This is a genomic window from Clostridium sp. D5 (assembly GCF_000190355.1).
In the GTDB taxonomy this organism is placed as follows: Bacteria; Bacillota; Clostridia; order Lachnospirales; family Lachnospiraceae; genus Faecalicatena; species Faecalicatena fissicatena_A.
This window is the reverse complement of the sequence record NZ_GL870809.1, coordinates 959,930-985,607: the sequence shown is the minus strand read 5'-3', so window position 1 is coordinate 985,607 and position 25,678 is coordinate 959,930. Positions and strand designations below refer to the sequence as shown.

Here is a 25,678-nt window from a genome sequence, read left to right as displayed (position 1 = left end):
ACTTTTCAAATATCCTCCCGTATAATGTCATATTCCGCGCCTGCCCTGATGTCAATCCCGGCCTCCCAGCCCCATTGCGTCCGCACTGCACGCTTAAGAGGAACGCCGCCCTTACCGCCGAGTGAAAAAGGAACGGAACATACAATAACCGCCCGGCCGTCTTTTCGGGCACGCAGACATCCTTCCGTAAGGACTCCGTCTTTCCAGCTCATGGACAATTCCATCTGCCCCGGTGCAGCGATTCCTTCTGCCCGCCCGCTTTTCCATGCTTTAGGCAGGGCCGGCAAGAGATGAATCTTTCCCCTGAGATATTGGAGAAGGAATTCCGCCATTCCCGCTGCGGCTCCCAGGTTTCCATCAATCTGGAAGATTTCGCGCTCCCCTTCATTTTCGCCCAGAGGCGGATGCAGATCAAATAAATTATCATACACCGAGAACTTCAGCATCTGCTGCACATATTCCCATGCCTGCTCTGTATCTCCGAGCCTTGCCGAAAAATTAATCAGCCAGGCGCAATTCCACCCTATATACTGTTTTCTTCCTTCCAGTCTGATTCCCAGGCTCTTCTTTACGGCTTCTACAAGTTCGGGTGTTTCTTCCCCGTTTATCTGGCTGAACGGATGAAAGCCAATCAAATGTGCAAAATGCCGGTGCCCCGGATCTGCTTCACGGTATTCTTCCCGCCACTCCAATAACTGCCCTCTGCTGCCGGTCTGAAACGCAGGAAGTTCATTCAGCACACGCCTGGCTTCTCTGCACTGCCCGCTTTCAGGCCGTGTTCCCCGTATGATCTCATCGATTTCCAGCAGATTACAAAGAACTTCCCGAATCAGCGCAATATCCATCGTGGGAGAAACACAGGCGGCACATTCTCTTTCCTGTTCATCATAGAACGTGTTCTCCGGAGAAGTGGACGGACACGTCTGATAAGCGCTTCCGTCATGATATAAATAATCTAAAATAAATGCTGTACATTCCTGAAATACAGGATAGATCTTCTCCAGATATTCTTTATCCCCGGTATAAAGATAATGCCGGTACAGATGGGTTGTAAGCCAAAGACCGCCCATCGGCCAGTAAGCCCATTTCACTTCTCCAAGTGCCGGAATGCACTGCCGCCACAGATCCACGTTATGGTGGACCACAAAGCCCCGGCAGTTCAGATTTGCCGCCGCTTCCCGACCTGCATCCGAAAGTTCTTTTACCATCCGGATCAGCGGGATCTCACACTCCGGCAGATTTCCAGGTCCGCAGATCCAGTAGTTCATCTGGGTGTTGATATTCACCGTCCAGTTGCTGCTCCACACAGACCGCACATCCTCGCACCAGATCCCCTGCAGGGTGGCGGGCTGCACCAGACCGTCCAGCGGCCTGGAAGAAGCAAGTATCAGATATCTTCCGTAATGGAATAACAGCGCAGAAAGTCCCGGATCTTCCTTTCCGCTTCTCACCATCTCCAGGCGCTCATCCGTTGGCCTTTGTTCCTCTTCTTCCCCTCCCTCCAGTTCTAAAACAGTCCGCAGATAGAGTCTCTGATGCTCTCTTAGATGCGCCCGAAAATTCTCTTCCCAGGATTTGAGCTTTGCCCGATGCCCCCTCTCTCTTAAATACCGGATAATGGACTCCGCCTGTCCGTTTAAAGGTTTTCCATAACCCTCGTACTCTGTTTCTCCGGATAAAAACATTGTCAGGCAGGTAAAGTTTTCCACACAGATTCCTTCTTCTGTCCTCTTTATTCCCCCATCACACTCATTTATCCCGAGAAACAGTCCATATATCATCCCCGGCTTTTCCTCATCATATTGAATCGGCTCCCTGCTCGGCACATAGTTCGGCTCCACATGGGAAGGAGCCTGCGCCACGAGCAGCAGTCCGTCTGCTTCCGCAGCACTTTGAAGCACCCTTAATTGGGTTTGCAGGGAGATTGCAACAGAAACGGGAGCTCCTTCTGTAAAAATCCTGATATACATTCCGTTTTGAACTGCTGAGACAAAAACGTCTTCTCTCACCTTCTGGCCTTTTAATTCCCAGTCCGTCCGGGTTATGGCTTCTTCCAGAGATAAACGTCTCTCACATCCCTCATAATCTGCCTCTGTATCAAACTGAAGCTCCAGACTCCCTGCCGACAGGTAAGATTCGTTATTGCATCCCAGCATATGTTTCTGTATCTGTTTCTGTGCCTCCCAATACGCACCGGCATCTATAAGGCTTCGAACCCTCTCCATCGTCCCCTGCGGTATCTTCTGCTTCCCGTGCCAGTGCCCGGGATGACCGGACCAAAGAGTATCCAGATTCAATGAGATGCGCTCCCGCGGAAATCCTCCATATACCATAGCCCCAAGATGTCCGTTGCCGAGCGGTAATGCCTGGGTAAAATCCTTTGCAGGATGCGTATACCATAAGGTCTGATTTTTATTTCTCATAGCGCCTTCCTTTCTCGCCTTTTTACAGACAGAACCGGTTCTTCCTGCAGTCCAAATGGTTTCAGCATTGTCAAAGCGGACCACGCATCCCCACTTTCATAAACCGGAGTAACCGGAAAATGGAGTTCCAGGACATTTTCCCCTTCTGCAAGGTCGATTTCCGCCGCATAGGGGGGACCGATCAGCTTTTCCACCGTTTGTCCATTGAGCCGGATCTCACATACATCCGCCGGCTGAGGTATCGTTATTTTACTGTGCATGGCCATCTCTGAGGAGATAGCGGTGCGATAGATGATCTGCCCGTTAAACTTGTTAGCCGCCAGCCATGGATTCAGATCTGCAAGCACCTTTGTATCGCCTTTTTTTATCAGGACCGGTTCTCTCCCCCTGCTGTCTGCTGCATAGATTTCCCATGACCCATTTATTTTTTTCACTTCTTCCCATAACGCCGGAGTATCTGCTGCAATGTTTTCCTGCAGGAAAAGACAGACTGTTGATTCTCCAGGCTCCAGGCTTACGGAGATTTTATCCTCTGCATTCTGACCGTACCCATAACATTTATTTTCAAGTCCATCATACCGTACCACACAAACCGGCTCATCTTTATTCCAGCAAACTGTAAAATCCTGTCTTTTTACCACATCTTCATTAAAGCAGAATACAGCTGTCCCGTAATCATTTTCATAAGTATACGTTCTAAGCTTCCCGTCTCCGCCCTGTACATTTAAAAGGGGATGGGTCAATTCCAGAATTCTTTTGGGAAGCTCTGCCAGAGAAATTTTCTCCGCCTGGCTTGTGAATGCTTCATCCGCTGCAGGCATCCGGTCAATACACAGCACTTTTCCGCCCAGATGCATCCATTTTTCCAGTCCCTTTAACGTCTCTTCGGGCAGAAAACTCAAGGCCGGGATCACCAGGCATTCATATTCCTGGGAACCGACTTTTAGTGTTTTCCCATATTCCGTCCCATATCCTCCTGTCTCAGAAAATACATCGCATGGTATTACGTCCGCATCGATCTGATGCTCCATCAGACTCCGCAGCGGTTTCTGAAACAGCTGCGCTTCCTGCCCGGTCCATTCTGCGTCTGCATGATACAGAACCGCCGCACGCGCGGGATAATGTCCTGCACTTAGCAGATGTCCCATACGGTTAATATATCCCATCAGTTTCTGAAAATACGGATACTGCATATGTTTTCCGCTCGCATAGAAATGCGGGGGGCAGTCCGGATCCGGGTATTTTTCCGGTGAAAATGCATGAGGTACAAAATAGTTAATCCCCCGGACCAGCATATGATCAGCCAGCCATTTCATCAGGGATACCCCCTCCTGCCAGCCGTATGCGCCAAAGATCTCACACATTGCCCTGCCTTTATGAAGAGGATTAATATGTGCCATAGAACTTCCCAGCTTTCCAAGCCCGTAATGGAAGAACTCCCCGTCCCGGTCGGAGGCCACCCACTGATGGGTTTCCTGATCCATCCCAGGCATCACCTGCAGCAGCACGACATCAATTCCCGCCATATCAAAAGAAGACATGGTCCTGAAGTAATGTCCGGTACTGCACCCCAGACGCCCATGGGAATTATCATCCTCTATGATGTGCCCCACATGCAGGACACCCCTCTCACTGCACCAGGCATGAATCTGGTCTGAAAAGGATGTTTTTAACTGTTTTGTAACTGCATCCATATACTCATACCGTATGATATCTGTCCTCTCACCGCACAGATACCAGAGAGCAGGAAGATTTTCGACAAACTCCCCGCCCCATATTTTCTGAAGCTTCTCCGAAAGCTCCCGGCTCCACGGAATGAATTTCATCCTCTCTCCAAGTCTTGCCTGGAAGTCATACCCCGGGAGATTGCCGAATTCCGGTTCATCCGAAAAGAATCCTTCAAAAGTCTTTCCAAACTCCTGCCCATAATGCCGGTAATGCGGCTCATATACCTGCTCTATAAGGACTCTTACGGATGTCGAGTCCAAAATATTAAAATAATCCAGTTTTCCGTCCCCTTCGTGGGTTGTATAGAATAAAATTACCCGGTAAAGTCCTTTTGGAACATCAATCCTAAGCCATCCGTCCGTAATCTTATCTGTCACGTCAAGGCATCCGGCCAGATTCAGTTCCGTGCTTCCAGGGTCCGTTCGGGGCACCAGCACCGCCCCGATCAGCTCCTCCCTCTCTTTCACCACCGCTCCCACGGGAAGCGAAGCCTGACCGGCAGGGCCTAAAACATCCGTGGACCAGCAGGTAAGAAACAGATTCGCCAGTTCGTTCTGTCCGTCTTCGAATGCACCGTTTGCATGTCCCGTGGGAAAATGGTCGTCATCCAGAAGCCATACCTTCATGTCATGTCCTTTTGCATATTCCATGATAAAATCCATATCCTCCCACCAGGACGGGCCTCCGAAGTCCGGATGAGGCCTGGCTTCGATACAGATGCCCCGTATCTGGCAGTCATAGATTTTATCCAGTTCTTCCTTTAAAATCTCGTGTTTCTCTCCATGCATCCAGAAAAACGGATAAATTGTGTTTCCTTCTTCCCCATGCAATACCTGCTCCAGCCTGTTTTTACTCATTTTCCCTCTTCCTTTTCCATATTTTTACTTCATAGGGGGCCATACGATACTGTCCCTGTGTCCCCCATTCCGCTGGTATATCCGCGGTCTGTTCCTGGGCGGAATGATTCATGACAAATAAAACTGCTTCCTCCTCATTTTGCCTTACCGCATATTCAACCGGCCCGCCCCAGTTCTTTTGGGGAGTAAAACCACATTCCCGGCAGATCCGCTTCATCATCCACTGTCCGGCCTTCTCATCGGGCACACAGCCAATATACCAGGCCTTTCCCCTGCCATATGTATGAACGGTGGCTGCTGCCTTTCCTTTGTACATCCCTGTTTCGTACATTAGAACCGGTTCTGCGCCATCCGGGCAGATACAGTCGCACCAGATCGTGCCTTTTCCAATCGGAGCCTTTTCCATTCCTTTCCCGTCTTCCTTTTCATAATCCGCCTGGTCTGCTTTTACCAGCCCGGCCTCTTCTGCCCACATACAGTCGTACTCTGGAATCGTGATGCCCAGAACCTTTTTGAATGGTCCCGGCAGCACATCCGGAAGGCACGCATTATTTTGGTCCTTCACGCCCGAACGCACTGACATGACCAGATTCCCGCCTGCTTCCACATAGCGCTCCAGCCTGCCCGCCTGTTCCTTTGAGGAGAGGAACTGCAATGGCGCAAATACCAGTGGATACATTTCCATGGGCTCGCCGTCCCGGAGGAAATCAACTGCAATTCCGGCCTCATAACACCACCTGTAAAACTGCTGTACCTGGTATAGATATGAATAGTCCGGGTGATGGGGCTGTACCTGGAGCGCCCAGTCCTGTTCATAGGAAAAGAGCACAGCCGCCTGTTTCACCGGCATGCTGCCCTTCATTTCTTCCATGACCGGTTTCAGGGTGCGGATAGTTTCCTGCAGTTCCCGGTAAGTCCTTCCGGGGATTCCGCTGTGCGGGAGAATCCCATGCCAGTATTGTTCGGTTCCGTAAAGACAGTTCCTCCACCTGAAATAAACAATTGCATCCGCCCCATGCGCCACGCTCTGCGAGGTCCAGAGATTCAGCTGCCCCGGTCTGGGCGTTCTGCCGATCAGTTTGCCTCCCGTAGCCCCGGCCTGCATTTCCAGCATCCAGAAGGGCTGTTTTTTGACGCTTCGTATAAAATCATAGCAGGCCGCCACTTCCCAGGCAGGCTGCCCCGGCTGTTCGAAATAATATCCCGTGGGATACTGGTCGTTGCCCGCAACATCCAGGTTTTGTGCCATTTTAAAATAGTCGGTTTTATCATAAAATCCCATCAGATTATGTGTAATCAGCTTATCAGGAGAAATTTCCCGGATAATATCTGCCTGCATGTTCAGAAAATCGTTCACCAGGTCGGATGTAAATCGTTTCCAGTCCAGCTCCAGGGAAGGACTGTGCATAGTCGGCACCGTTCTTGGCGCGGGAATCTGCGAAAAGTCGTTGTATTCCTGGCTCCAGAATACGGTTCCCCATGCGGCATTCAGATTTGAAACAGTATGGTATTTTTCTTTCAGCCAGCGCTGGAAACTTCTCTCACAGCTCGGGCACATACACAGATCCTCATGGCTGTTGCCAAGCTCATTATCGATCTGCCAGCCGATCACCCACGGCTCACCGGCGTAATGCCCCGCCATTTTTTCCACGAGTATCCTGATCGCGCTCCGGTAGTGATGGTTGCTCATACAGTCATGGTGGCGTCCACCAAATCCCTTGCGCTCCCCATGGGAGTCCATGGGAAGTATTTCCTGGTCCTCCCTGATCAGCCATGCGGGTGGCGCCGCAGTGGGGGTGCCCAATATAGTATAGATTCCCGCACTTTTCAGCATTTCTATGATTTCGTCCAGCCATCCGAACCGGTATGCTCCTGGCTCCGGCTCAAAACGGCTCCATGCAAACTCTCCCATGCGCACCGCCTGGATTCCCATCTCCTTCATCAGTCTGATATCTTCGGCCCAGCGCTCCTTCGGCCAATGCTCGGGGTAATAATCCACGCCAAAAGAAATCGGGGGTATACTTTTCTTTTTCATAACTTTTCTCCTCTCAACTTTTCCTCCGGCACAAAGATCAGGCCAGATATTTTTTATCTTTCAGGATAAAAATATTAATTCTAGTATATACATAGCTCTGTGGAATTCACATGTAGAATTCACAGATCGTTTATGGAGAAAATTTATAAGAAAATGCCAAGGCCAAAAAGCCCGTTGATATCCCATATTAACTGATACATATTCTAAGGACATAAAAACTGCCAGTGATCCGGAAAAGATCACTGGCAGAAATTGTGTTAACTGTCTAAGCAAATGGCGGTGTCCACACAAGAGTATGAAATTATTCTATCAAACAGTCCAATCAATCAACCCAAAAAGTATTACTTTTCTAAATAGTCCCTGAGTAAAATCATAAACACACTGGCCGTCCATGTAAACCCGGAATCTCTAAGCCCGCGTCCATCTATTGCGCTGTAATTTTCATAGAATCCACGCTCAGCACACAAATCGCAGAAACTTTCAGCATTTTTTAGGGCTTCTTCTGTTTTGCCATTTTTCATTAGCAGCTCAGTCATAATAAAAGCTGTCGGGGGCCATATCGCTCCGCGCCAGTAGCCATCTTCAATGAAATATTCACTGTCAACCGGCTCTGATGCGATGCCGTAATCTGTAATAAACTTTCCACTTGTAAGTAGTTTGTCCAGCATATTTTTACGTAAGTCCTCTGGCAGCCGCTCACCTAATATCAGCGGAATATATAAAAGCAATGAATTATTTTCAACTACTTTGTGTTCAGGCTCTTTATATGCGGCGAAGGTATGATCTACTACAAAATATTCAAGCATTTTGGCCAGTAATGCTTCTCCTCTTTTGGCCCAGTCTTCGCTCTCTTCTATAAGACCCAGGAGCCTGGCTGTCCGCGAAAGAAAGTACATCTGCTCTACTAACCAGGCGCATAAATCGGGTGACTTCACCGGATAGCCGCAGCGAAAAACCGTACTATTATCCCACCCCGAATCATTCCCGTGATTATATTCGGGAATTCCATCTTTCCTGCCGCGAAAATCAATCCACCAGTTGGTTAATTGTGTTACACTTTGGTACAATCTTTTTAGAATATCATTTCCCGGCATCTTAATCTCAAACATTTTCTGTAAGATAAACCCCTGTATGGGTGGTTTTACATAACTCCTGATCATGGTTCTGGCCTGAAAGCAATCAGGATAAGTTCCATGCGGATCCTGACACTCGATCATTGCCAGGAATTGCTGGTATGCTAATTCCGGGTTCTTATCAGCCATAGCAAGCGCATTAATCGCATAATCCCAGCTCCATACCTGATTCATCACATTTTTTGTCATCAGCATAACCGGATACTTTATATATCCATTGGGATTGACAATGGCATGCCAGTTAATATATGCGGCTTCTGCCATTGCCTCCTGATATTTCTTACAAGTTGTTGAAATTGTTTCTGTAGCTGCCTTGTAGCTTTTCACGGTTTCACATAACGCCTCTTCATAGGAGCATTGGGGAGGCCGTTTATAGTTCAGGCCTGTCAAAGTGAGTTGTCCTTCCAGCCGATCCCCCGCCGGTTTCAGCAAAACCTTTAAAATCGGATTTTCTTTTTCATTAAGAACCGAATGATCTGTAAAACTGCCTTTGCTGATTTCCAGTGCCAAAGACTCTTCGTCCCCTGCTATCTCGCACATCCCATAGTCATGTACCATAACACGTTCCGAACCAGACAATCGGCGTTTTGTAATTACTACCTGAGTATTCGCCCTGAATATAATGGTATCCGCATTCTGAAAACATATTTTCAAATAGTACTTTCCATGGCTCAGGGATAATTCTGTTTCACAGGCGGTTACGTCTCCATCAAGTATATTTCCCTCCGGATCCCGGAGATAGATAGGAAAGTTTTGCTGGTCATCAAACATTCCAAAAAGAGTTCTAAGTGTCAGATTTTTTTCATACCCCCTGGCTTTATCCTGAGGATACGAAAATGCCATATAAGATCCTGCATAACTAAATGGTACTGCTCCAAAATTCAGCTTCATACGATTCATTTTCTCCTTATTTTCAGTACATTTGTCTAAGACTATCCTAAATCAGGTGCATCACAAAGCGTTATGTTTTTATGAACCCGTCCCTCTGTTTCAAATACAAGAATTTTATTTTCTCCTTTTTGCAGTAACGGCGCTGGTAAATAGAGTCTCTTCTGCGGCCCGACTTCCCAGAACCTGCCAAGATTAAATCCGTTGATAAAAATGCAGCCCTTACCCCAGCCTTCACAATCCACATAGGTATCTCTTAATTCTGTTACGTGAAACGAAAATTCATAAAAGCCTGGTGTATGTTCTTTCCATGTATTTGTAAAGTTAATATTATTAATATCAGAAAGTGGTAAACAGTATGCCTCCCAATAGTAGTGATTGTGGCCATTTATAACCACACTTTTATCAATTCCTTTCCGCTGGTTTTCTAAGGTAGGCCCATAGTTCACCCGCCCCATATTTTCAACGAGAATTGATATTTCATGATTTGCTGTCACTTCTTTGTCAAATGCTTTCTCCGCCAGCAATTCTCTGTCATACAGAATTGCTAATGGTTCACCATCGACAAAAATACTTGCCCGGTCATTGGCTCCGTACAGCCTGATATTTTTTATGCTGACGGGTTGTTTAAGCTTCGTTTTGTATAGTATGTAACCATACCCCTGACCGAGCTTTTCCATAGATTTTGGACTTCTCATCTCTTTTTTTTCTGACAAATTATCCAGATTCATGAAGAGTCCTGCTTTTTTCCTAACATCTAAGGTACCATAAGAGAATGGTCTTTTTCTGTCTTCTATGGGAACGGAAGGGATCTCCGTATATTTAGAAACCACATTCTTCAGCAATTCATATTTAGGTGTCAGGTCACCAGCTTCTGTCAGAAGTGCATCATAATCGTATGACGTTACATCCGGTGTCAAAACATCATAATAATTTGAGCCGTTCATAAAGCCAAAGTTAGTTCCCCCCATGAACATATATATATTTACATGCCCTGATTCCAGAATTTCATCCAAGTTCTCTGCATTTTTATTGGGATCTTCCTGTTTATGTTCTGTCTGCCCCCAGCTGTCGAACCAGCCGACCCAGAATTCCATGCACATCAGAGGCTTATTTCCTATTTTATCGCGCATTATCTGCAATTGCTGCCTGCTTTTAGATCCAAAATTTCCGGTCTGCAGTACTCCTTCAAGCTTCCCGCAATCAAATGCATCTCCCCATGGTCCATCGGATGTAACTAATGGAACCTCACAGCCATATGATACCATAAAATCCTGCAGAGTTTTAAGATATAATGTATCGTTCCCATAATAACCGTACTCATTTTCAACCTGCATCATAATGACCGGACCGCCTTTTGTATACTGAAGCGGTGCAATGACCTCAAACAATCTATGATAATACTCTTCAACATGTTTTAAAAATGGCTTGTAACTGCAGCGTAAACGCATCCCATCTTCTTTCAACAGCCAGTAAGGCAGTCCGCCAAATTCCCACTCCGCACATATATAAGGAGACGGGCGCAGAATCACATAAAGTCCCAGGTCTTTAGCAATATGAACAAATTTTGTAATATCTAAATTACCTTCAAAACAAAATTCACCTTTTTCTTTCTCATGAAGATTCCATGGAATATAAGTTTCTACTGTGTTGCATCCAAACGCCTTCAATTTTAACAGGCAGTCTTTCCAATATTCTGCCATAATGCGGAAATAGTGTACTCCGCCTGATATTATTTTTACTTTTTGATTGTCTATATAAAAATCTTCTCTGATTTCAAATTTTCCCATAGTAAAACACGCTCTATAACATTAGCATGTATCCTTTCTCTTTATTCATTGGATAATACAATATGAATAACGCCGCAATCAGCCTCTGTCCATATGCCATGTCTGAGTTCGTCTCCTGAGCGCTTTCTATTTACTTTGTATTGGCCATCTTCAAAATATCCTTCTTCTACCGTCAAAAATCCTGTGTTATGAGCAAGATGCATTAAATTAACCTCATTAATGGGGATTGATCCGTCAATGGGCAGCGGCCTCTGGAAAAACAGGCGCACCCCGCTTCCAGCAAGATAAAACTCGTTGTCCGCTTTTTGAAGCAAAAGACCACGGCCCGGAATATCCTCCAGGCTGCTGATCGGCCTATTTTGAATGCCTTCTTTTTCATGTCTGTAATCAGTGGCTACCCATCCAACATAGGAGGAGTCTACACCACAGTAGGATATCTTAATATCCCAATGATCCAGATTTAACAGATCCGATTCCTGACCGATTCTTTGATAAAAAGTATGCAGGTTTCCCTGTTTATACCCTTCTAATATAAGATCCTGAGAGTGATTGATAATAACAGCGGTATCCCTCATTGCCGCCGCCTGAGGTATAAGTTCCCCATTTTGGTCAAGGCAGCTTTCAACTCCAAATACGTGATATCCAATGCAGTGGTGCCTGCCAATTGCACGAAATATCATCGCAGAATTCAGATTCCCCATATGCGACTCCGATACAAAAAGAGGCCAATTTAGAGTATCCCCTGCATATACATCCTGCGTCTTCCTGAACATATCGGGTTCTTCTTCGTAGATATCCGGAGCTATGGCATCGAGTTCATAAGCAGTGCTGTAGTAAATCGGTAAAACCTTAGAAACCGGGCCCCCGCATGGATAGTCAATACCGCCTATACTTCTCCCCCGTTCTCCATTTTTATCGGTCCAGGCATTTGTATACATGAAAATATCATATATCTTTTTACCCGCAGCCGCTATTTGATTTATATATTTTGCAATCGCCCACGCCGTACATGCTTCTGCCCCTGCATTGCCAAATGTATCACACCAGTCTGCGCCTTCTTTTTTTCCGGATTGTTCCCAGCATTTATACAGATATGTTTTTGGATTCTTTTTCACTTCGGTCAGGATTTCCGAGGGTACCGCTGCTTTAAAGTCTTCTTCACCAGCCCTGCCGAAATCTCTTCTGGTGGCAGCATAATATCCCGGCTCATTTTCAACCTGAATAGCGATAACTGTGTTTTCTTCTCCATCAAACTCTTTCACAATTGAAATCATCCTGCAGAACGCCTTCTTATCTGCGTCAAGATTATTCTGGCAATGCGGAGATAAAACGGTTGTTTTAGTTTCGTCTTTACAAATTACCCTGTGATATTTTTTTGTATTGCTTTTCACCCAATTGGGTGTATATTCCATCTGCCCATTTTTCCACGTACCAAACCATAACAGTACAGCATGCAAGTTGTTTTTCCTTGCAAACATGATACAGTTTTTTATATATGCTTCATGAAACTCGCCTTCCTGCGGCTCAAATATCTCCCATCCTATTGGGATCGCCACAGTGTTTGCGCCAATTGCTTTAATACTTTTTAATGCGATCTCCTGATCTTCCAGATACTTATTATTATTTTCAGGATCTCCAATTAAATAGCCTGACGAATTATGCAGCTGTGCTCCCAGTGAAAATACTGGAATCTTTTTTGCTTTAAACTCACTATGCCTCATATTTCCTCCTAAAGTGATTAGAGCCATCCCGGAAATCGGATAGAGCCTCAATTTCTGTGCTTACCGAATGCTCAGTATTCTTCTTATTCAATTTCCGGGACCGCTCCAGAACTACTTATAACTTGATATGCTAATGCCCTTAATGATTCTTTTCTGGAATACTATATAAACAATGATAACCGGAATCAGCATTATCGTTGCTCCTGCCATCATCAGGCCATAATCGAGCTGAAATTGATCCTGCATTAGTGTCAGGCCCACCGATAATGTATAATGGTCCTCACCGTTTGACATAATTAAAGACCACAAAAATGTATTCCAGCCAGTCACAAATGTCAGTATTACCTGAACCGACAAGATCGGTTTCGAAAGCGGCAATATCACCCTGAAAAATAAATATAATTCATTTGCTCCATCCAGGCGCGCCGCCTCAATAAAGTCATTCGAAATATTATTGATAAACTGCCGGAAAAGAAAGATTCCAAATCCAGTCGCCAGTGAGGGCAGCACAATCCCTAAAAATGTATTCGTCAAATTCACCTTACTTAAAAGCAGGTATAATGGAATCATTGTAACTTGGGTCGGCATCATCATAGTTGCCAAAACCAAAGCGAATAACGGCGCCTTAAATTTAAATTTAAACTTTGCAAAGGCATAACCGGCCATTGCATTGAACAGAACGCTTAACATCGTAAGCGCTGTGACTATTATATTGTTTTTCAGATATAATCCAAACTTCATGCCGTAAAACAACTTATGAAAATTATCTAATGTAAAATTCTTCGGCCAGATCGAAAAATCAGTACTTGTAATTTCTAAGGTTGTTTTAAATGAAGACAGAATCATCCATATAAATGGCAGTACCCAGATAACTCCAATCACTGATAGCAATGCTATGATAAAAACAGTTCTTTTTTTTCTACTCTTTTGCATATCCTGCCTAGTCCCTCCTTGCCTGAATCATTTGCTGAAATAACGTAACGACAAAGATAAGTACAAACAAAACGATGGACGCCGCTGCTGCATATGCAAACCTGCTGCTGTAAAAGCCCGACTGGTATACAAACTGTGCCATTGAAATTGTACTGTTTAAGGGCCCTCCGTCCGTCATTACATATGGTTCCTCAAAGTATTGGAACCACCCAATGAGCGTTGTCACGATTACAAAGAAAAATGAGAATTTCAAATTAGGAAGTGTAATTCTAAAAAGCTTATTTTTCCCATCTGCTCCATCGATCGCCGCCGCTTCATATAACTCTTTTGGTATAGATTGTAATGCCGCCAGGAAAATCAACATATTAATACCCATATTCTTCCATATAGAAAGAATCAAAAGCGAGTTTTTAGACATTTCCGGATCTGTAAGCCACTTTACAGGTTCCATTCCAAACAGGCCAATTATATGATTTAGTAATCCTATGGAAGGATTATATAAATATAACCAGACAATTGCTATTGCTACCATAGTGGTTATAGATGGTGAATAGAAAACCGCCCTTAAAACAGAAAACGCCTTCCGTTCTCCACCCGAATTTATTAACAGCGCCAGCATAAGCGAAACTAAGACAACAAGCGGAACTCCAATTACAACATAGTATAGTGTATTTTTAATCGACTGAATAAAAACTGTATCTTTAGACAGTTCTCTAAAGTTACTTAGTCCGATAAATTGCACACTATTCAAGTCAGCCAATCCCTTCATATCCATATTGGTTAAACTGATACCAAAAGCCATGAAAATAGGTATTATACAGCAAACTGTCAGAACAACAAGTGCCGGAGCCAAAAATAAATATGGAACTATCTTTCTTTTCATAATGCTTCCTTTCATTTTATGTGCTTACATAATCCCCGTATCTTTATCTGCTATTTATTTCGATCCAATATTGCCTGTGCCTTTTCATTGAGATCATCCATTACGGTTTGAGGATCTTCTTTACCAACAGAAATTCTTTCAAACTCCTGCGCAGCTAAAATCCCGATTTCCTCGATTTCGGGAACCATAGGAAATTGCTTGGCATTCGAAAGCTGTTCATTAAATACTGTATACTGCTCATTTGACTTAATCTTTTCATCTTCCCAGGCAGCTATACTTGCCGGCAGTGCCTTTGTCTGTTCATAATACTTCACTTCACTCTCTGCACTTGTCAAAAATTCTATCAGTTTAACCGCGGCATCTTCATTTTTTGTCCATGTAGGTATCACTAAGTTGGATCCCGCATAAACAGAATCATTAGTCGCTGGTCCTTCCGGCCAGACTGACATTCCCCATTTTCCCTCTGCCTCAGGAATCTCATCCAATGGTGTTATGACCCACGTTGCCCCAAGTACTGCGGAAACGTCCCCATTGGCTAGTTTAATCCAGCGATCGATCCCATCATTATCTCTATCGGCTAAACCTGCATCATAAAACGAACTTAAATATGTAACCGCATCCACAAACTCCGGTTCATTAAAGACTGCTTTTCTATCTTCTGTTATAATTTCCGATCCACTCTGATATGCAAATGTAAATAAGAAGTTATAATCACTTGCCCCTAATATTTCAAAACTATACTTTCCTGTCTCTTCTGTAATCTTTGAGCAGGCATCATAAAACTCGTCCCAGGTTTTCGGAAATTCCTCATAGCCTGCCTCCTCAAATAAATCCGTTCTGTAAAATGGCACATATACATCTGCAAACCATGGCACTCCATAATATTTATCTTCTATTTTTAAAGAATCATATGATGCCTCAAAGAAATTGTCGACCGCGAAATTATCAACTGAATTCACATACTCCGTCATATCAATAATTGCATCTGCATTTACTAACTCAGCCGTTCTTGACACTGCTGTCTACATCACATCGGGCCCGCTCTGCGATGATATAGCAGTCGCTAATTTCTCGCTTAAAGATCTCCAGGGCACACTGATAATTTCAACCTCGATCCCAGTTTCTTCTGTAAACTCATTGATTAGAGGCTCAATATCCGTATTCCCGTCCCCCATATACCAGAAACTAATCTTTTCACTGCCTGAACCCGTACCTGCTGTTTTAGCTCCATCTTCATCCGTCTTCGTTTTTCCTTGGCCGCAAGCTGTCATTGACATAACCATAACTAAACACAGTACGGCACTAATCACCTTTTTTTTCATACATATTCCTCCTACTGGTTATTTGTTTGAAATCGCTTTCATAAAATTCAGCATTTTGCTATAGTGCAGGGCACTTTCTCGTAATTTTTTATTGTATTTTAAATTTTTCTTCCCTTTTTTTCTTTTTTCATCCACTATTCATATTGTTTTTTATGTTTATTTACCATTCATCAACTTTCAAAAACAAAATGCATTCCATTTATGAAATCCCTTTCACAAGTTATAATAAATGATTATTACTGCCGTGTCAATATCATTTCTTTAATATGCCGACATCCTAATATAAAACTTTCAAGCTGTTTTTTGTGCATTTTCACCAAACCATTTCATTATCTAAACATACTCAGCCAATAAAAAAGGTCTTGATTCTACATATTCCAAGCAGAATCAAGACCTAAAAACATATATATATTCTAAACCTATTTTTATTTTCATTTGACAGACACCGGGCCTGCTGAGCATTTTTCTACTAACTTGGGCTGCAGAAGCTTTTTCCCTTCTACGGATTCTCCTTCCAGTACATTGACAGCAGATGACACTATAGCGCAGCCATATTCTGTATAGCTGTAAGATATTCCGGTCACCTTGGGTATTAATATATCTGCTATATACGTATTATCATAACTTACAATGGATGCATCCTTGGGTATATTGATTGAAAGCTCATTCAGAGCTTGTATCATCCCGGCAGCGGCGAAGTCATTAATAGCAATAATTGCTGTCGGAAAGTCTACCTCCTTTTTCTTAATAAGCTTTTTTATTTCACTGTAACCCGCTTCTATTGTATAATCGCACTCTATCACATAATCTTCGCAATATTTTAAACCATATCTTTTTACGGCGCTTTTATAACATATCCTCTTATCATATGTTGACTTATACTTTTGAAATCCCCCAACCATTGCAATCTTCTCATGGCCCAGATTCACTAAGTATTCCATGAGTAAATCCGTGGCTTTTCCCTCATCAATGCTTATCGAATAGCATCTTGCACCTTCTACCTTGCCCGTTGTTACTATAGGTATTGTATTGGAAATTCTGTCCACCAGCACGGCATAATCCGGATCGGTCTCCATCTCATCACTTTTACCACCCATAAGGATTATGGCATCCATGCGCATATCATACATTTTTTGGAGATACTTTACTTCAAGCTCGTGCCTGTTATTCGTAGAGCATGTCATAGGGACATATCCCAGATTATCAATCGCTTTTTCACAGCTTGTCGTCAGCATAGAATAATATGGATTCGTTAAATCAGATACGATGATTCCGATTGTGTAAGTTCTGGTTTTTATCAACCCCCGTGCCAAAGCATTGGGCCTGTAATCATATTTATTTATAACAGCTTCTACTCTTTTTCTTTTTTCCTCACTTACGGGAACACTTTTATTCAGTACACGCGAAACCGTGGCAGGTGAAACCCCAGCCTCTTTGGCAATTGTATATATGTTGTTATTTTTATTCATGTCACCTCTCCAAATGCAAATTATATTATTATTTGTTATAAGTATACTTTGTTTTTTTCTAAAAGGCAATAAACACTCTCACTATTTAATAGGTCCCCAGTTCATAATAAAATTCATATTTGCAGAACATAGCCATTACTATAATTTTTACGTACCACCAACCGAATTAATCCGCCGCCACGGTTCGCAGCCGCTCCCGTAGATGGGATTTTCCTACTGCCCGGATGCACCAGTTAAGAAACCGGGAAGCCTGCCCCCTGCCGGTAGCATATATGCTCCCGGCAGGGGGCAGGCTTCCTGGTTTCTTAGCGTCCCCCTTTAAATATCTCGCACTACTGCTCGTCAGGAATTATGATTGCAGCTATGAAGTATGCCACAATCCCGCTGCCCGTGCAGCCTAAAAGTACTAAAAGAAGGCGTACCAGAGTTGCGTCTATATTAAAGTATTCTCCGACTCCTCCGCAGACTCCGCAGATCATACGGTTGCTTCTTGAACGGTATAATTTTTTCTGTGCCATAATGATTCCTCCTAATTTTTCTTTATTCTATTACCAGTTTCCGGCATGCAGGCCGCGGGTTTCACCAGATTTTAAGATTCGCCGTTGAATTTAACCTCGACTCTTCCGATTCCGCAGTCGATCTTCATTAATCTTCCAGTTCCATTATCCAGGTTACGTTCACTTCCAAGACCAGCGTAACTGTAGTCTCCTACTGTGAGTTCGCCGATTCCACATTTCAGTTCATAGTCGTAATTATCCTGATTTCCACTCAGAGACATTTTGAGTTCACCTACTCCACAGTGAATATCCGCAGACTCATTTACTTTTCCGCGAAGTGTTGCCTGGCCGGCTCCGCATTCCACATCCAGGTCACCCGCTTCAAAATCTTTTATCACGGCCTGGCCTGCTCCTACATTGATATCCAATTCTCCAGCCTTAATGTTTTCTATCTTCAGCAGGCCTGCTCCGATATCAAATGCTGCCTCTGTAAGACCGGTATTTTCCGGAATCTGAATCACAATAGATCCGGAATCGTGTCTTCCAATCTGTTTCCATATACTGTGATCTCCTGTATCTATCCAGAGCTCATGGTCCTCTACACCAAATTCAAGATCGTCTCTCAAACGGCTGTTCAGTTGGCTTGTATCAACTGTTACGGAATCCCCGTTGTAGGTTCTGATGTCAATCTCCACGTAGGTTGCTTCTATATCGATTGACTGTATTTCTTTAAAATTAGAAACATACTCATCACTTCCCTGGGTATAATTCTCTTCTGCAGCCGCTATTTTATCCAGATCTTCAATATCATTATATTCATATCCGGAATCATTCCTAGTATGCCAGTCATCCCAGAGATACCAGTGGTCTGCGGCATATACCTCTCCGATTCCAGAAAGAGTCGCTCCCATTCCGGCGCCGGTAACACACAGCACCAGTCCGATTCCGGCGATTGACGCACATACGATCCAGAATATCTTCCACCCTCTTCTCATAATTTAGGACACCACCCTTCTGTGAAATGGCCAGCGGCAGATATTTACAATTATTCTGCACATAGCCGGGTAAATAACCATGCAAAGTCTTACAGTTGCTACGGTAGCAATGAGTCCCAGTACAAAGATAATCAAACCGGAACCACATGTTAAAAGTGCCGTAGGCAATGCAACCAGCAGTTTGAACAGGCCAAATACAAAAATCGCAACGCCTGCAAGCATGAGTGCAACGGAACCCACAACAAGACCTGCAAACAGCCCAAATGCTGCACAAACAATTCCAATAATCAAAGCCACGATCCCGATCAGTACAGGGAATGCAAACGGTATCACTACCAGGCCGATCAGAATCACCAATATAATCTTGAGTGTCTTACTGGTCCTTGGCTTCTCACTGCCGTCCTCATAATCTGAGTAGGAAGAACTTCCATAAGAATCGTTCTCCGTAGTACTGCGATAGCTGTAGCCGCCTTCTGCCTTTTTATAAGTACTCTCTCTTGTTGCAGGATTCTCTCTCTTTTCAAATCTGGAATCACTGTAACCATTCTCTGTAAACTCGCCATTGTCGCTGCTTCCGCCTTTTAAATCGGCCTTGATCGTAGCCGCAACCTTTTCCGGGCTGCCCAGCTCACTGATCACTTCCGCTTCGTGCTCCACTCCGGCATCCTCAAAATAATCGGTATAATACTGCAGCGCTTCTTCCCGCTCATCTACAGGAATGCCGGTGAGTAATCTCTCAAGTTTTTCCATAAATTCTTTTCGATTCATGCCGTAACACCTCCCTCAAATATCTCGTTAATCTTGCTGGAATAATTCTTCCACTCCACCCGGTATAAATTCAGCTGAGCCATTCCTTTTTCTGTTACTTTATAGTATCGCCTGTTTCTGCCGTCAAATTGCCTGTCATATACTTCCAGGCATTCATCCTTCTGCAGTCGTCTGAGTACAGGGTACAATGTGGACTCTGATACTTCAATAACACGCCGTACATCCTGGGTTATCTTATAACCATAAGTACCTTCCTTCTCCCGTGACACAACCGCAAGCACAATCGCATCCAGCAGTGCTGCTCCGGTGTTAAATACCATATTATCACTCCTTTTTATAATATTATGAAGTTGTTAATATTATGAAACCGTTAATATTACTATCCCATCAATATTATTTACTTTTCTATATTATATTCTATATAATATGGTCTGTCAACCATTATTGTATATTTTTCTAATATCTATTTATCTGAGCGCCTTATCCAGTATGTTTTCCACCTGTAAAATTCCATTAGAAAATAAAAAAATCCCTCCAAACTTCAAAACGAAGTCAGAGGGCAGTCAGCGCACGGCAATACAGCCCGCCGAACATCAGTTTTTTATTTGGCGGGCTTATCCTACTTACGGTATTAATAGACATAGCCTATAAATTATCTGAAATAAATTTTTAACATATGCAAAATAATATTTGTAATATCAGTCGTTTGAATTTTCATCGCATTTCTCTTTTTTTTGTAACTATATAGTATACAGCCCCTATAATCATAACAATCAGTTCTGTAATAGGAAATGCACACCATACACCCGTCATTCCCATAATTGCAGAGAATAAGAAAGCGACTGGTATTATAATGCAAAATCCCCGAAACAGCGAAATAATCTGGGCAGGGTGTGGGCGTTCAATTGAAATCAAATAAGTAGAAATCAAAATGTTGAAGCCCAAAAATGGACAGGCGGTAAAGTATAATTTCAATCCTTTCATCGCCATACTTTGTAAACTCAGATTCTGCTCATTATTGAAAACATTGACTATTGGTGAAGCACAGGAAAAAATAATGGTATAAATAATGCCCGACAAAAGAAGCATGGTAATTAAGGCATACCGCAGAAGGGCCTTTACATTATATACGTTTTTTTGACCATAATTTCGGCTGATAATTGGCTGAATACCCTGTGACAGCCCCGTATACATAGCGACAACAACAAGGGAGATCGCTGCCACTACGCCGTATGCTGCCACGCCTACATTTCCTTCTAACCGAAGAATAATAAAGTTAAATACAAGCATTACAACCCCCGAAGACGCTTCCGTAACAAACGACGGTATGCCGCTTGATGCAACAATAGCCATTCTTTTAACGGCAGGGGTACATTTTGTCAAGTGGAACTGATTATTTCGCCGAATGAGATACGGAGATAAAACAATAATACTGACGACCGGTGCCATGCCTGTTGCCAAAATTGCACCGAAAATCCCCATTTTAAGCGGGAAAATAAAAATATAGTCCAAAACAACATTTGAAAGGCTGCCTGCAATCATGGCTGCCATTGAAAGCGAGGGCTTTCCATCATTCCTTACAAAGCACTGTAAAAGATTATTTATCAAAAATGCGGGAGAAAAAAGCAGCATAACCCGCAGATAGGTATTTGTCATAGGGAATATAGTTTCATCCGCCCCCAATATTCGTACAATCCTGCCCGATAGAAATGCCCCTGTTAAAACAAAAAGTATCGAAAATCCTATCACAAGATATACTGCATTTGTAAATACATTATTTGCCTGACCATGTTCTTTCCTGCTTTTCAGTAAAGAATAATTTGTTCCGCCGCCCATGCCAATCATAAGTCCTGTACCGTTAATAAGACAGAAAACAGGAAATGCAAGATTAAGTGCCGCCAGGCCATTTGTTCCCAAGTCGGCAGATATAAAAAAAGTGTCCGCCAATGTGTAGCAGGAATACGCAATCTGTCCCAGTATATTTAAGGACACATATTTTAAAAATTCCCTGAAAATATTTTTGTTACTCATTTTCTTCCTCCTGAATCGAATAAAAGGCGTCCTGAACTGCCGTCAAAACCTGAAAGGATAGCAGTATCAAAACACCTTTTAAATATTACTCATATGAACTAAAGTTTCGCTTACGAAATACGCGCCTGCGGCGGCCGCATCGCGGCATCTACAACCTACGCCGCAGTGCGCATCCAGCCGGAAGGGCTTTATATTTCACAGGAGTAATTTCTTATGAAATATAAAAAACTCCCGTATACAAGATAGCCTTGTATACGGGAGCGTTTCAAACCGTTATTTTCACTTTAACAGAAATTATAATCAAATTCAAGCCCTAAAACAAATTTTTACATAGTGTTCATAATTTAAACATTTTCTCATTCACAATTCAGCTGTTAGCTGTTTCTGTACCCTGTGCCTGCTTCATACCCTCTATGAGTCGTTCGACGCGTTCCTGTACATGCCTGGCTTTCCATACTTATGAGCATTTTGGGCCAGCCAGCTATATAATGCATCGCTTCTTTTATTTTATCTCCGTTTTCTTATAGGCCTTGTACAAAACAGGCTGAAGAATCAGGCATACCGCTGCATACACCGGAATGATAACCATCACTGTGGTCATTACTTTTCCACCTATCTCCACAAGTCCAGATTCCTTAATATCTAAATATATCTCTAATAACTGGTCAGGAAAAAAGGAACATATTTCTGGTAATGTAATGATTCTGCTTAAAAATGGAAATGCACATAGCACAATAAACGGCATAACGATTGCGGTTGGTGTAGAACGTGTAAGCGCCGATACCAGCATTGCAAGTGTGGACGCAAATACTGTCCCAATGTACCCGCCGAAGATAATAAAAAGATACGCTTGTAAAAACGTAATATTATAAACACTTCTCCATAAATCTAATTGGATTGGACAATTTGCGCCATCCGCGGCACCTAACACAAAGAGTACAATAAAGGTGTACAAAAGTACAAATATCACATAAAATCCAGAAGTAATACAAAATCCCGCACCCACTTTTGATAAAATTCCTTTGTTTCTTCCTAATCTGGTGGAGAAGAAAATAGAATCCGCTTTCGTCTGAAATTCATCGGAAAAGATACCAGATACAAGAAAGCCTATCACCAATGCTAAAATCAGAAGAAAAGTAGATATATTCTGCAATAATGCCGACCATCCGTCTGCATATTCATAATAAAAAGGCGTTTCAAGATTTTCATATTGCCTAATCAAAAAGTCTTTCTCCTTTTCTGTATAGGTTTCTTCGCCTGAATCAATCCATTCCTTTAATGTAGAAATCCTGTTTTCGTAAAGATTTTTTACTTCGTCGGCGGATACGCTGTCAGCCGCATAAGAATTGTAATCCCTGTATGAACTGAATGCACTGTTTATCACATCAACAATTCCAGAAATTCCCTGTTTTTTTGCATAAGCCTTGTCCTGTTCTTCTATATAGTCTGATAACGCTTCTTCCGAATTGTTAATCATATTGTTTTCCTCAAGGACTTCTCTGAATACATCTTCGGTCAGATAACCCGCCCATTCATTTCGGACTTCTCTAAGGTTCTTCGCCGCTGAAATCCCTACAGAATGATTCCCGTTTTCATCCACATATTCTACCCTGTTAATCGTCAGAATACTGGTCGCAATCAGTATTACAAACAAAACAATGATTGTGATTCTGTTTTTCGTTTTAGAAAACACCTTTTTTATTTCAAATCGCAGCATCTTCGTCACCTGCCTTTTCTCCAAAATAGTATAAGAATACGTCCTCCAAGGACGCTTCTACACGTTCTGCATTGAGAAATGGCTTTTCATGGGAAATGATTCGCAGCAAAACTCCATTCGGCTCTGCTTTCATGTTGGAAATTTTATACTTTTTCATAAAGCCTGATACCATATTCTTTTCAACAAAACATTCCCATACTGCCTCAGGCATAGCGTCTATCAGTTCGTCAGCAGTTCCTTTGTACATCAGTTGTCCGTCTTTCATCAGCCAGATCTCATTGGCGATATACTCAATATCAGACACAATATGCGTAGATAACAGTACCAGTCTTTCTGCTGATAATTCGCTGATCAGATTACGGAAACGGATTCTTTCATTTGGGTCAAGCCCTGCGGTTGGCTCGTCCAGTATCAGAATTTTAGGATTATTCAGCATCGCCTGTGCAATCCCCACCCTGCGCTTCATTCCACCAGACAATTTTTTCATCTTTTTATGTTCCGCCTTGGAAAGACCAACCCTGGCAATCAGTTCTTTGACTCTTTTCTTTGCAACAGCCGGGCGGATACCTTTTAATGCCGCAACATAAAGGAGATAATCCTGCACGTTAAATTCAGGATAAAATCCAAACTCCTGCGGCAGATAGCCTAACAATCCGCGGTATTCGCTGTCCATTTCAAAAATGTCTTTTCCGTTACATCGTATTGTTCCACTTGTGGGTTTCAACAATGTACATAACATTCGCATCAAAGTTGTTTTTCCTGCCCCATTTACACCTAAAAGACCATACACGCCATTTGTCATAGTAAGATTCATATGGTTTACGGCAGTACAACCTCCAAATTTCTTTGTTAAATCATTTAGCTCTAACTTCATCAAACGACACCTCCAAATAATGATCGCAACTCTTTAAAATACGGTATACTGTAAAAGTTAAATAGAGTATTGCAATACCTAATAAAGCAAACCAGACTGGAGCAGCAATCACTGGATAAATGCTTTCATTTAAAACAATAAACAGCCACACAACACTCCACAGAATGCATAAGATAATCGCAACCGTTTCACTGAAAAAATACTTACTGCACAGTATCCCAAAACAGATACAGGCTGTTACGCAAAGTGGAAAAAGAAATTGTATCAATAATTCCAGGAACTCAAAATGCAATCCTGCGGAAGCTGTTCCTAAAAACAAAGTGATGAAAAAAAGGTCTGTTGTTCCAAACAGCAGCATACGTGCTGCATATACCTGCTTGAGCGAATAGTAGGAAGCGGCTTCTATCTCCAGGCAACTGCAGGACCTGTTTTTCCACAGTTCAGGAATCACCAGAATTACAAACAGCGTGGCCACCACGCCCATACTTCTTTGTATATAAGCTCCGTCATCCACAGAAACCAAAGCAATCCACAGTGCGAATAAAATCAGAACTTGAAGAATCCACCATCTTTTTTTTATCACTTTCAACTGTGTCCATAAAAATTCACGGTAAGACAGTATCTTTTCCTGTTCTGCCGCCCAAAAAGCATTCTTAGCTTTCAAGATTGTTTCCTGTATTTTTTCCTCATGCGGCTTGACCTGTGCCACTTCCTTATACATCTTTATTTTTTCTTCCCAGTTCATCGTTCTCCTCCTTTCTCAACACTTCTTTTAATTGTTTTTTTGCCCGCCCCAGACGATACTTCACAAGCGGAAGCCCTATCTGCAATACACCAGCGATCTCCGTCAGCTTCAGCTCCTGAAAGTAATAAAGTGTAAGTATCTCGTTTAATTCGCCTGGTAACTGTTTGAGCGCCGTTTCGATGAAAATTCTGTTCAGCACATTTTCAGTCTGATATTCTTCCTGCTTTCCTTTTTCCACAGAGTTTATTTCTTCCATTGGTATTTCTTTCACTTTTTTCAGATAATCTTTACACAAATTTCCTGCTATTGTGTATAGATAATTCAATGTTTTTCCCTTGTAATGATAGTCGGATAATTTTGCGAGAAAGCGTACAAAGGTTTCCTGTGTTAAGTCCTCTGCATAGGTTATATCAAAACAATGATAATAACAATAGGTTAATATTTCCCGATAATACCTACGGACAAATATATCAAATGCCGCATCATCGCCCTTTTTCATTTTCCCGATTAATAGAAAATCACTGTACACAAAATCCTCCTTTCTCATCATTGGTAATTCAGAATCGTTATCCTCTCTATTATGTATAACGATAGGCGTTTGCGAAACGCCACAACCCTCATAAATACGGCATTTTTCTGTTACTAAAAACAAATAACTCCTCACTGGATATGGTATAATAGAGTTGCCTAGAAACTATAAACCACTACCCAGAAAGGAGTTATTCTGATATCTATGATACCATACAAACAGCTTTCTTTGGCAGATATTTTTCAAGATTGCCAAGATAAATTTGATAATGACAAGCCTGCGTTTCTGTCTCTACTGGAAAACCATATCGACATGGATGAAATTATTCCGATTTCTTTTA

18 protein-coding genes and 2 pseudogenes are annotated in these 25,678 nt (G+C 42.8%); 1 reads left to right on the top strand and 19 read right to left on the bottom strand.

The features are described 5' to 3' along the window. Window positions 1–5: 5 nt before the first annotated feature. The 19 genes and pseudogenes from HMPREF0240_RS04225 to HMPREF0240_RS04130 form a co-directional block, all read right to left on the bottom strand. Complete coding sequence (locus tag HMPREF0240_RS04225) at window positions 6–2,423, bottom strand: glycoside hydrolase family 95 protein (protein ID WP_009002207.1); 2,418 nt, start codon at window positions 2,421–2,423, stop codon at window positions 6–8. Further along, complete coding sequence (locus HMPREF0240_RS04220) at window positions 2,420–5,008, bottom strand: hypothetical protein (protein ID WP_009002206.1); 2,589 nt, start codon at window positions 5,006–5,008, stop codon at window positions 2,420–2,422. The genes HMPREF0240_RS04225 and HMPREF0240_RS04220 overlap by 4 nt, the downstream gene beginning before the upstream one ends. After that, window positions 5,001–7,043 (bottom strand): beta-galactosidase, encoded by a 2,043-nt coding sequence (locus HMPREF0240_RS04215; RefSeq protein WP_009002205.1) that lies wholly within the window; start codon window positions 7,041–7,043, stop codon window positions 5,001–5,003. The genes HMPREF0240_RS04220 and HMPREF0240_RS04215 overlap by 8 nt, the downstream gene beginning before the upstream one ends. A 341-nt stretch (window positions 7,044–7,384) precedes the next feature. Continuing rightward, complete coding sequence (locus tag HMPREF0240_RS23290; RefSeq protein WP_009002204.1) at window positions 7,385–9,076, bottom strand: hypothetical protein; 1,692 nt, start codon at window positions 9,074–9,076, stop codon at window positions 7,385–7,387. A gap of 32 nt (window positions 9,077–9,108) precedes the next feature. After that, window positions 9,109–10,854 carry a beta-galactosidase family protein gene (locus tag HMPREF0240_RS04205; protein WP_009002203.1) on the bottom strand — a complete coding sequence of 582 codons (1,746 nt, stop codon included), beginning with the start codon at window positions 10,852–10,854 and terminating at the stop codon, window positions 9,109–9,111. Between the two features lie 41 nt (window positions 10,855–10,895). Continuing rightward, on the bottom strand, window positions 10,896–12,575 hold the full coding sequence (locus HMPREF0240_RS04200; protein WP_009002202.1) for a DUF5597 domain-containing protein: 1,680 nt from the start codon (window positions 12,573–12,575) through the stop codon (window positions 10,896–10,898). A 111-nt stretch (window positions 12,576–12,686) separates the two neighbouring features. Next, window positions 12,687–13,508: a carbohydrate ABC transporter permease gene (locus HMPREF0240_RS04195; RefSeq protein WP_009002201.1), complete on the bottom strand. Its 822-nt coding sequence runs from the start codon at window positions 13,506–13,508 to the stop codon at window positions 12,687–12,689. Window positions 13,509–13,515: 7 nt separating this feature from the next. Beyond that, window positions 13,516–14,391, bottom strand: a complete 876-nt coding sequence (locus HMPREF0240_RS04190) for a sugar ABC transporter permease (protein ID WP_035312360.1) — start codon at window positions 14,389–14,391, stop codon at window positions 13,516–13,518. Window positions 14,392–14,441: 50 nt separating this feature from the next. Continuing rightward, window positions 14,442–15,566: pseudogene (locus tag HMPREF0240_RS04185) on the bottom strand (extracellular solute-binding protein). A 578-nt stretch (window positions 15,567–16,144) separates the two neighbouring features. Beyond that, window positions 16,145–17,182: a LacI family DNA-binding transcriptional regulator gene (locus HMPREF0240_RS04175; protein ID WP_009002199.1), complete on the bottom strand. Its 1,038-nt coding sequence runs from the start codon at window positions 17,180–17,182 to the stop codon at window positions 16,145–16,147. Window positions 17,183–17,514: 332 nt separating this feature from the next. Further along, complete coding sequence (locus HMPREF0240_RS04170) at window positions 17,515–17,700, bottom strand: PspC domain-containing protein (RefSeq protein ID WP_009002198.1); 186 nt, start codon at window positions 17,698–17,700, stop codon at window positions 17,515–17,517. 71 nt (window positions 17,701–17,771) lie between these two features. After that, on the bottom strand, window positions 17,772–18,674 hold the full coding sequence (locus HMPREF0240_RS04165; RefSeq protein ID WP_009002197.1) for a DUF4097 family beta strand repeat-containing protein: 903 nt from the start codon (window positions 18,672–18,674) through the stop codon (window positions 17,772–17,774). 3 nt (window positions 18,675–18,677) lie between these two features. Further along, on the bottom strand, window positions 18,678–19,442 hold the full coding sequence (locus HMPREF0240_RS04160; protein WP_009002196.1) for a DUF1700 domain-containing protein: 765 nt from the start codon (window positions 19,440–19,442) through the stop codon (window positions 18,678–18,680). Next, a complete protein-coding gene (locus HMPREF0240_RS04155) occupies window positions 19,439–19,762 on the bottom strand; it encodes a PadR family transcriptional regulator (protein WP_009002195.1) in 324 nt (107 codons plus the stop codon). The genes HMPREF0240_RS04160 and HMPREF0240_RS04155 overlap by 4 nt, the downstream gene beginning before the upstream one ends. 394 nt (window positions 19,763–20,156) lie before the next feature. Continuing rightward, entirely contained in the window at window positions 20,157–21,473 is a 1,317-nt protein-coding gene (locus tag HMPREF0240_RS04150) for an MATE family efflux transporter (RefSeq protein ID WP_009002194.1), read from the bottom strand. Window positions 21,474–21,975: 502 nt separating this feature from the next. Beyond that, entirely contained in the window at window positions 21,976–23,190 is a 1,215-nt protein-coding gene (locus HMPREF0240_RS04145) for an ABC transporter permease (protein ID WP_035312356.1), read from the bottom strand. After that, complete coding sequence (locus HMPREF0240_RS04140; protein ID WP_009002192.1) at window positions 23,177–24,064, bottom strand: ABC transporter ATP-binding protein; 888 nt, start codon at window positions 24,062–24,064, stop codon at window positions 23,177–23,179. Before HMPREF0240_RS04140 ends, HMPREF0240_RS04145 begins: the two co-directional genes overlap by 14 nt. After that, window positions 24,045–24,809, bottom strand: coding sequence for a hypothetical protein (locus HMPREF0240_RS04135; protein ID WP_009002191.1), 765 nt, complete (start codon window positions 24,807–24,809; stop codon window positions 24,045–24,047). Before HMPREF0240_RS04135 ends, HMPREF0240_RS04140 begins: the two co-directional genes overlap by 20 nt. After that, window positions 24,778–25,338, bottom strand: coding sequence for an RNA polymerase sigma factor (locus HMPREF0240_RS04130; protein ID WP_035312355.1), 561 nt, complete (start codon window positions 25,336–25,338; stop codon window positions 24,778–24,780). The genes HMPREF0240_RS04135 and HMPREF0240_RS04130 overlap by 32 nt, the downstream gene beginning before the upstream one ends. 204 nt (window positions 25,339–25,542) lie before the next feature. Between HMPREF0240_RS04130 and HMPREF0240_RS24900 the strand changes: the two are divergent. Continuing rightward, a pseudogene (locus tag HMPREF0240_RS24900) lies at window positions 25,543–25,678 on the top strand (ISNCY family transposase); the annotation flags it as partial.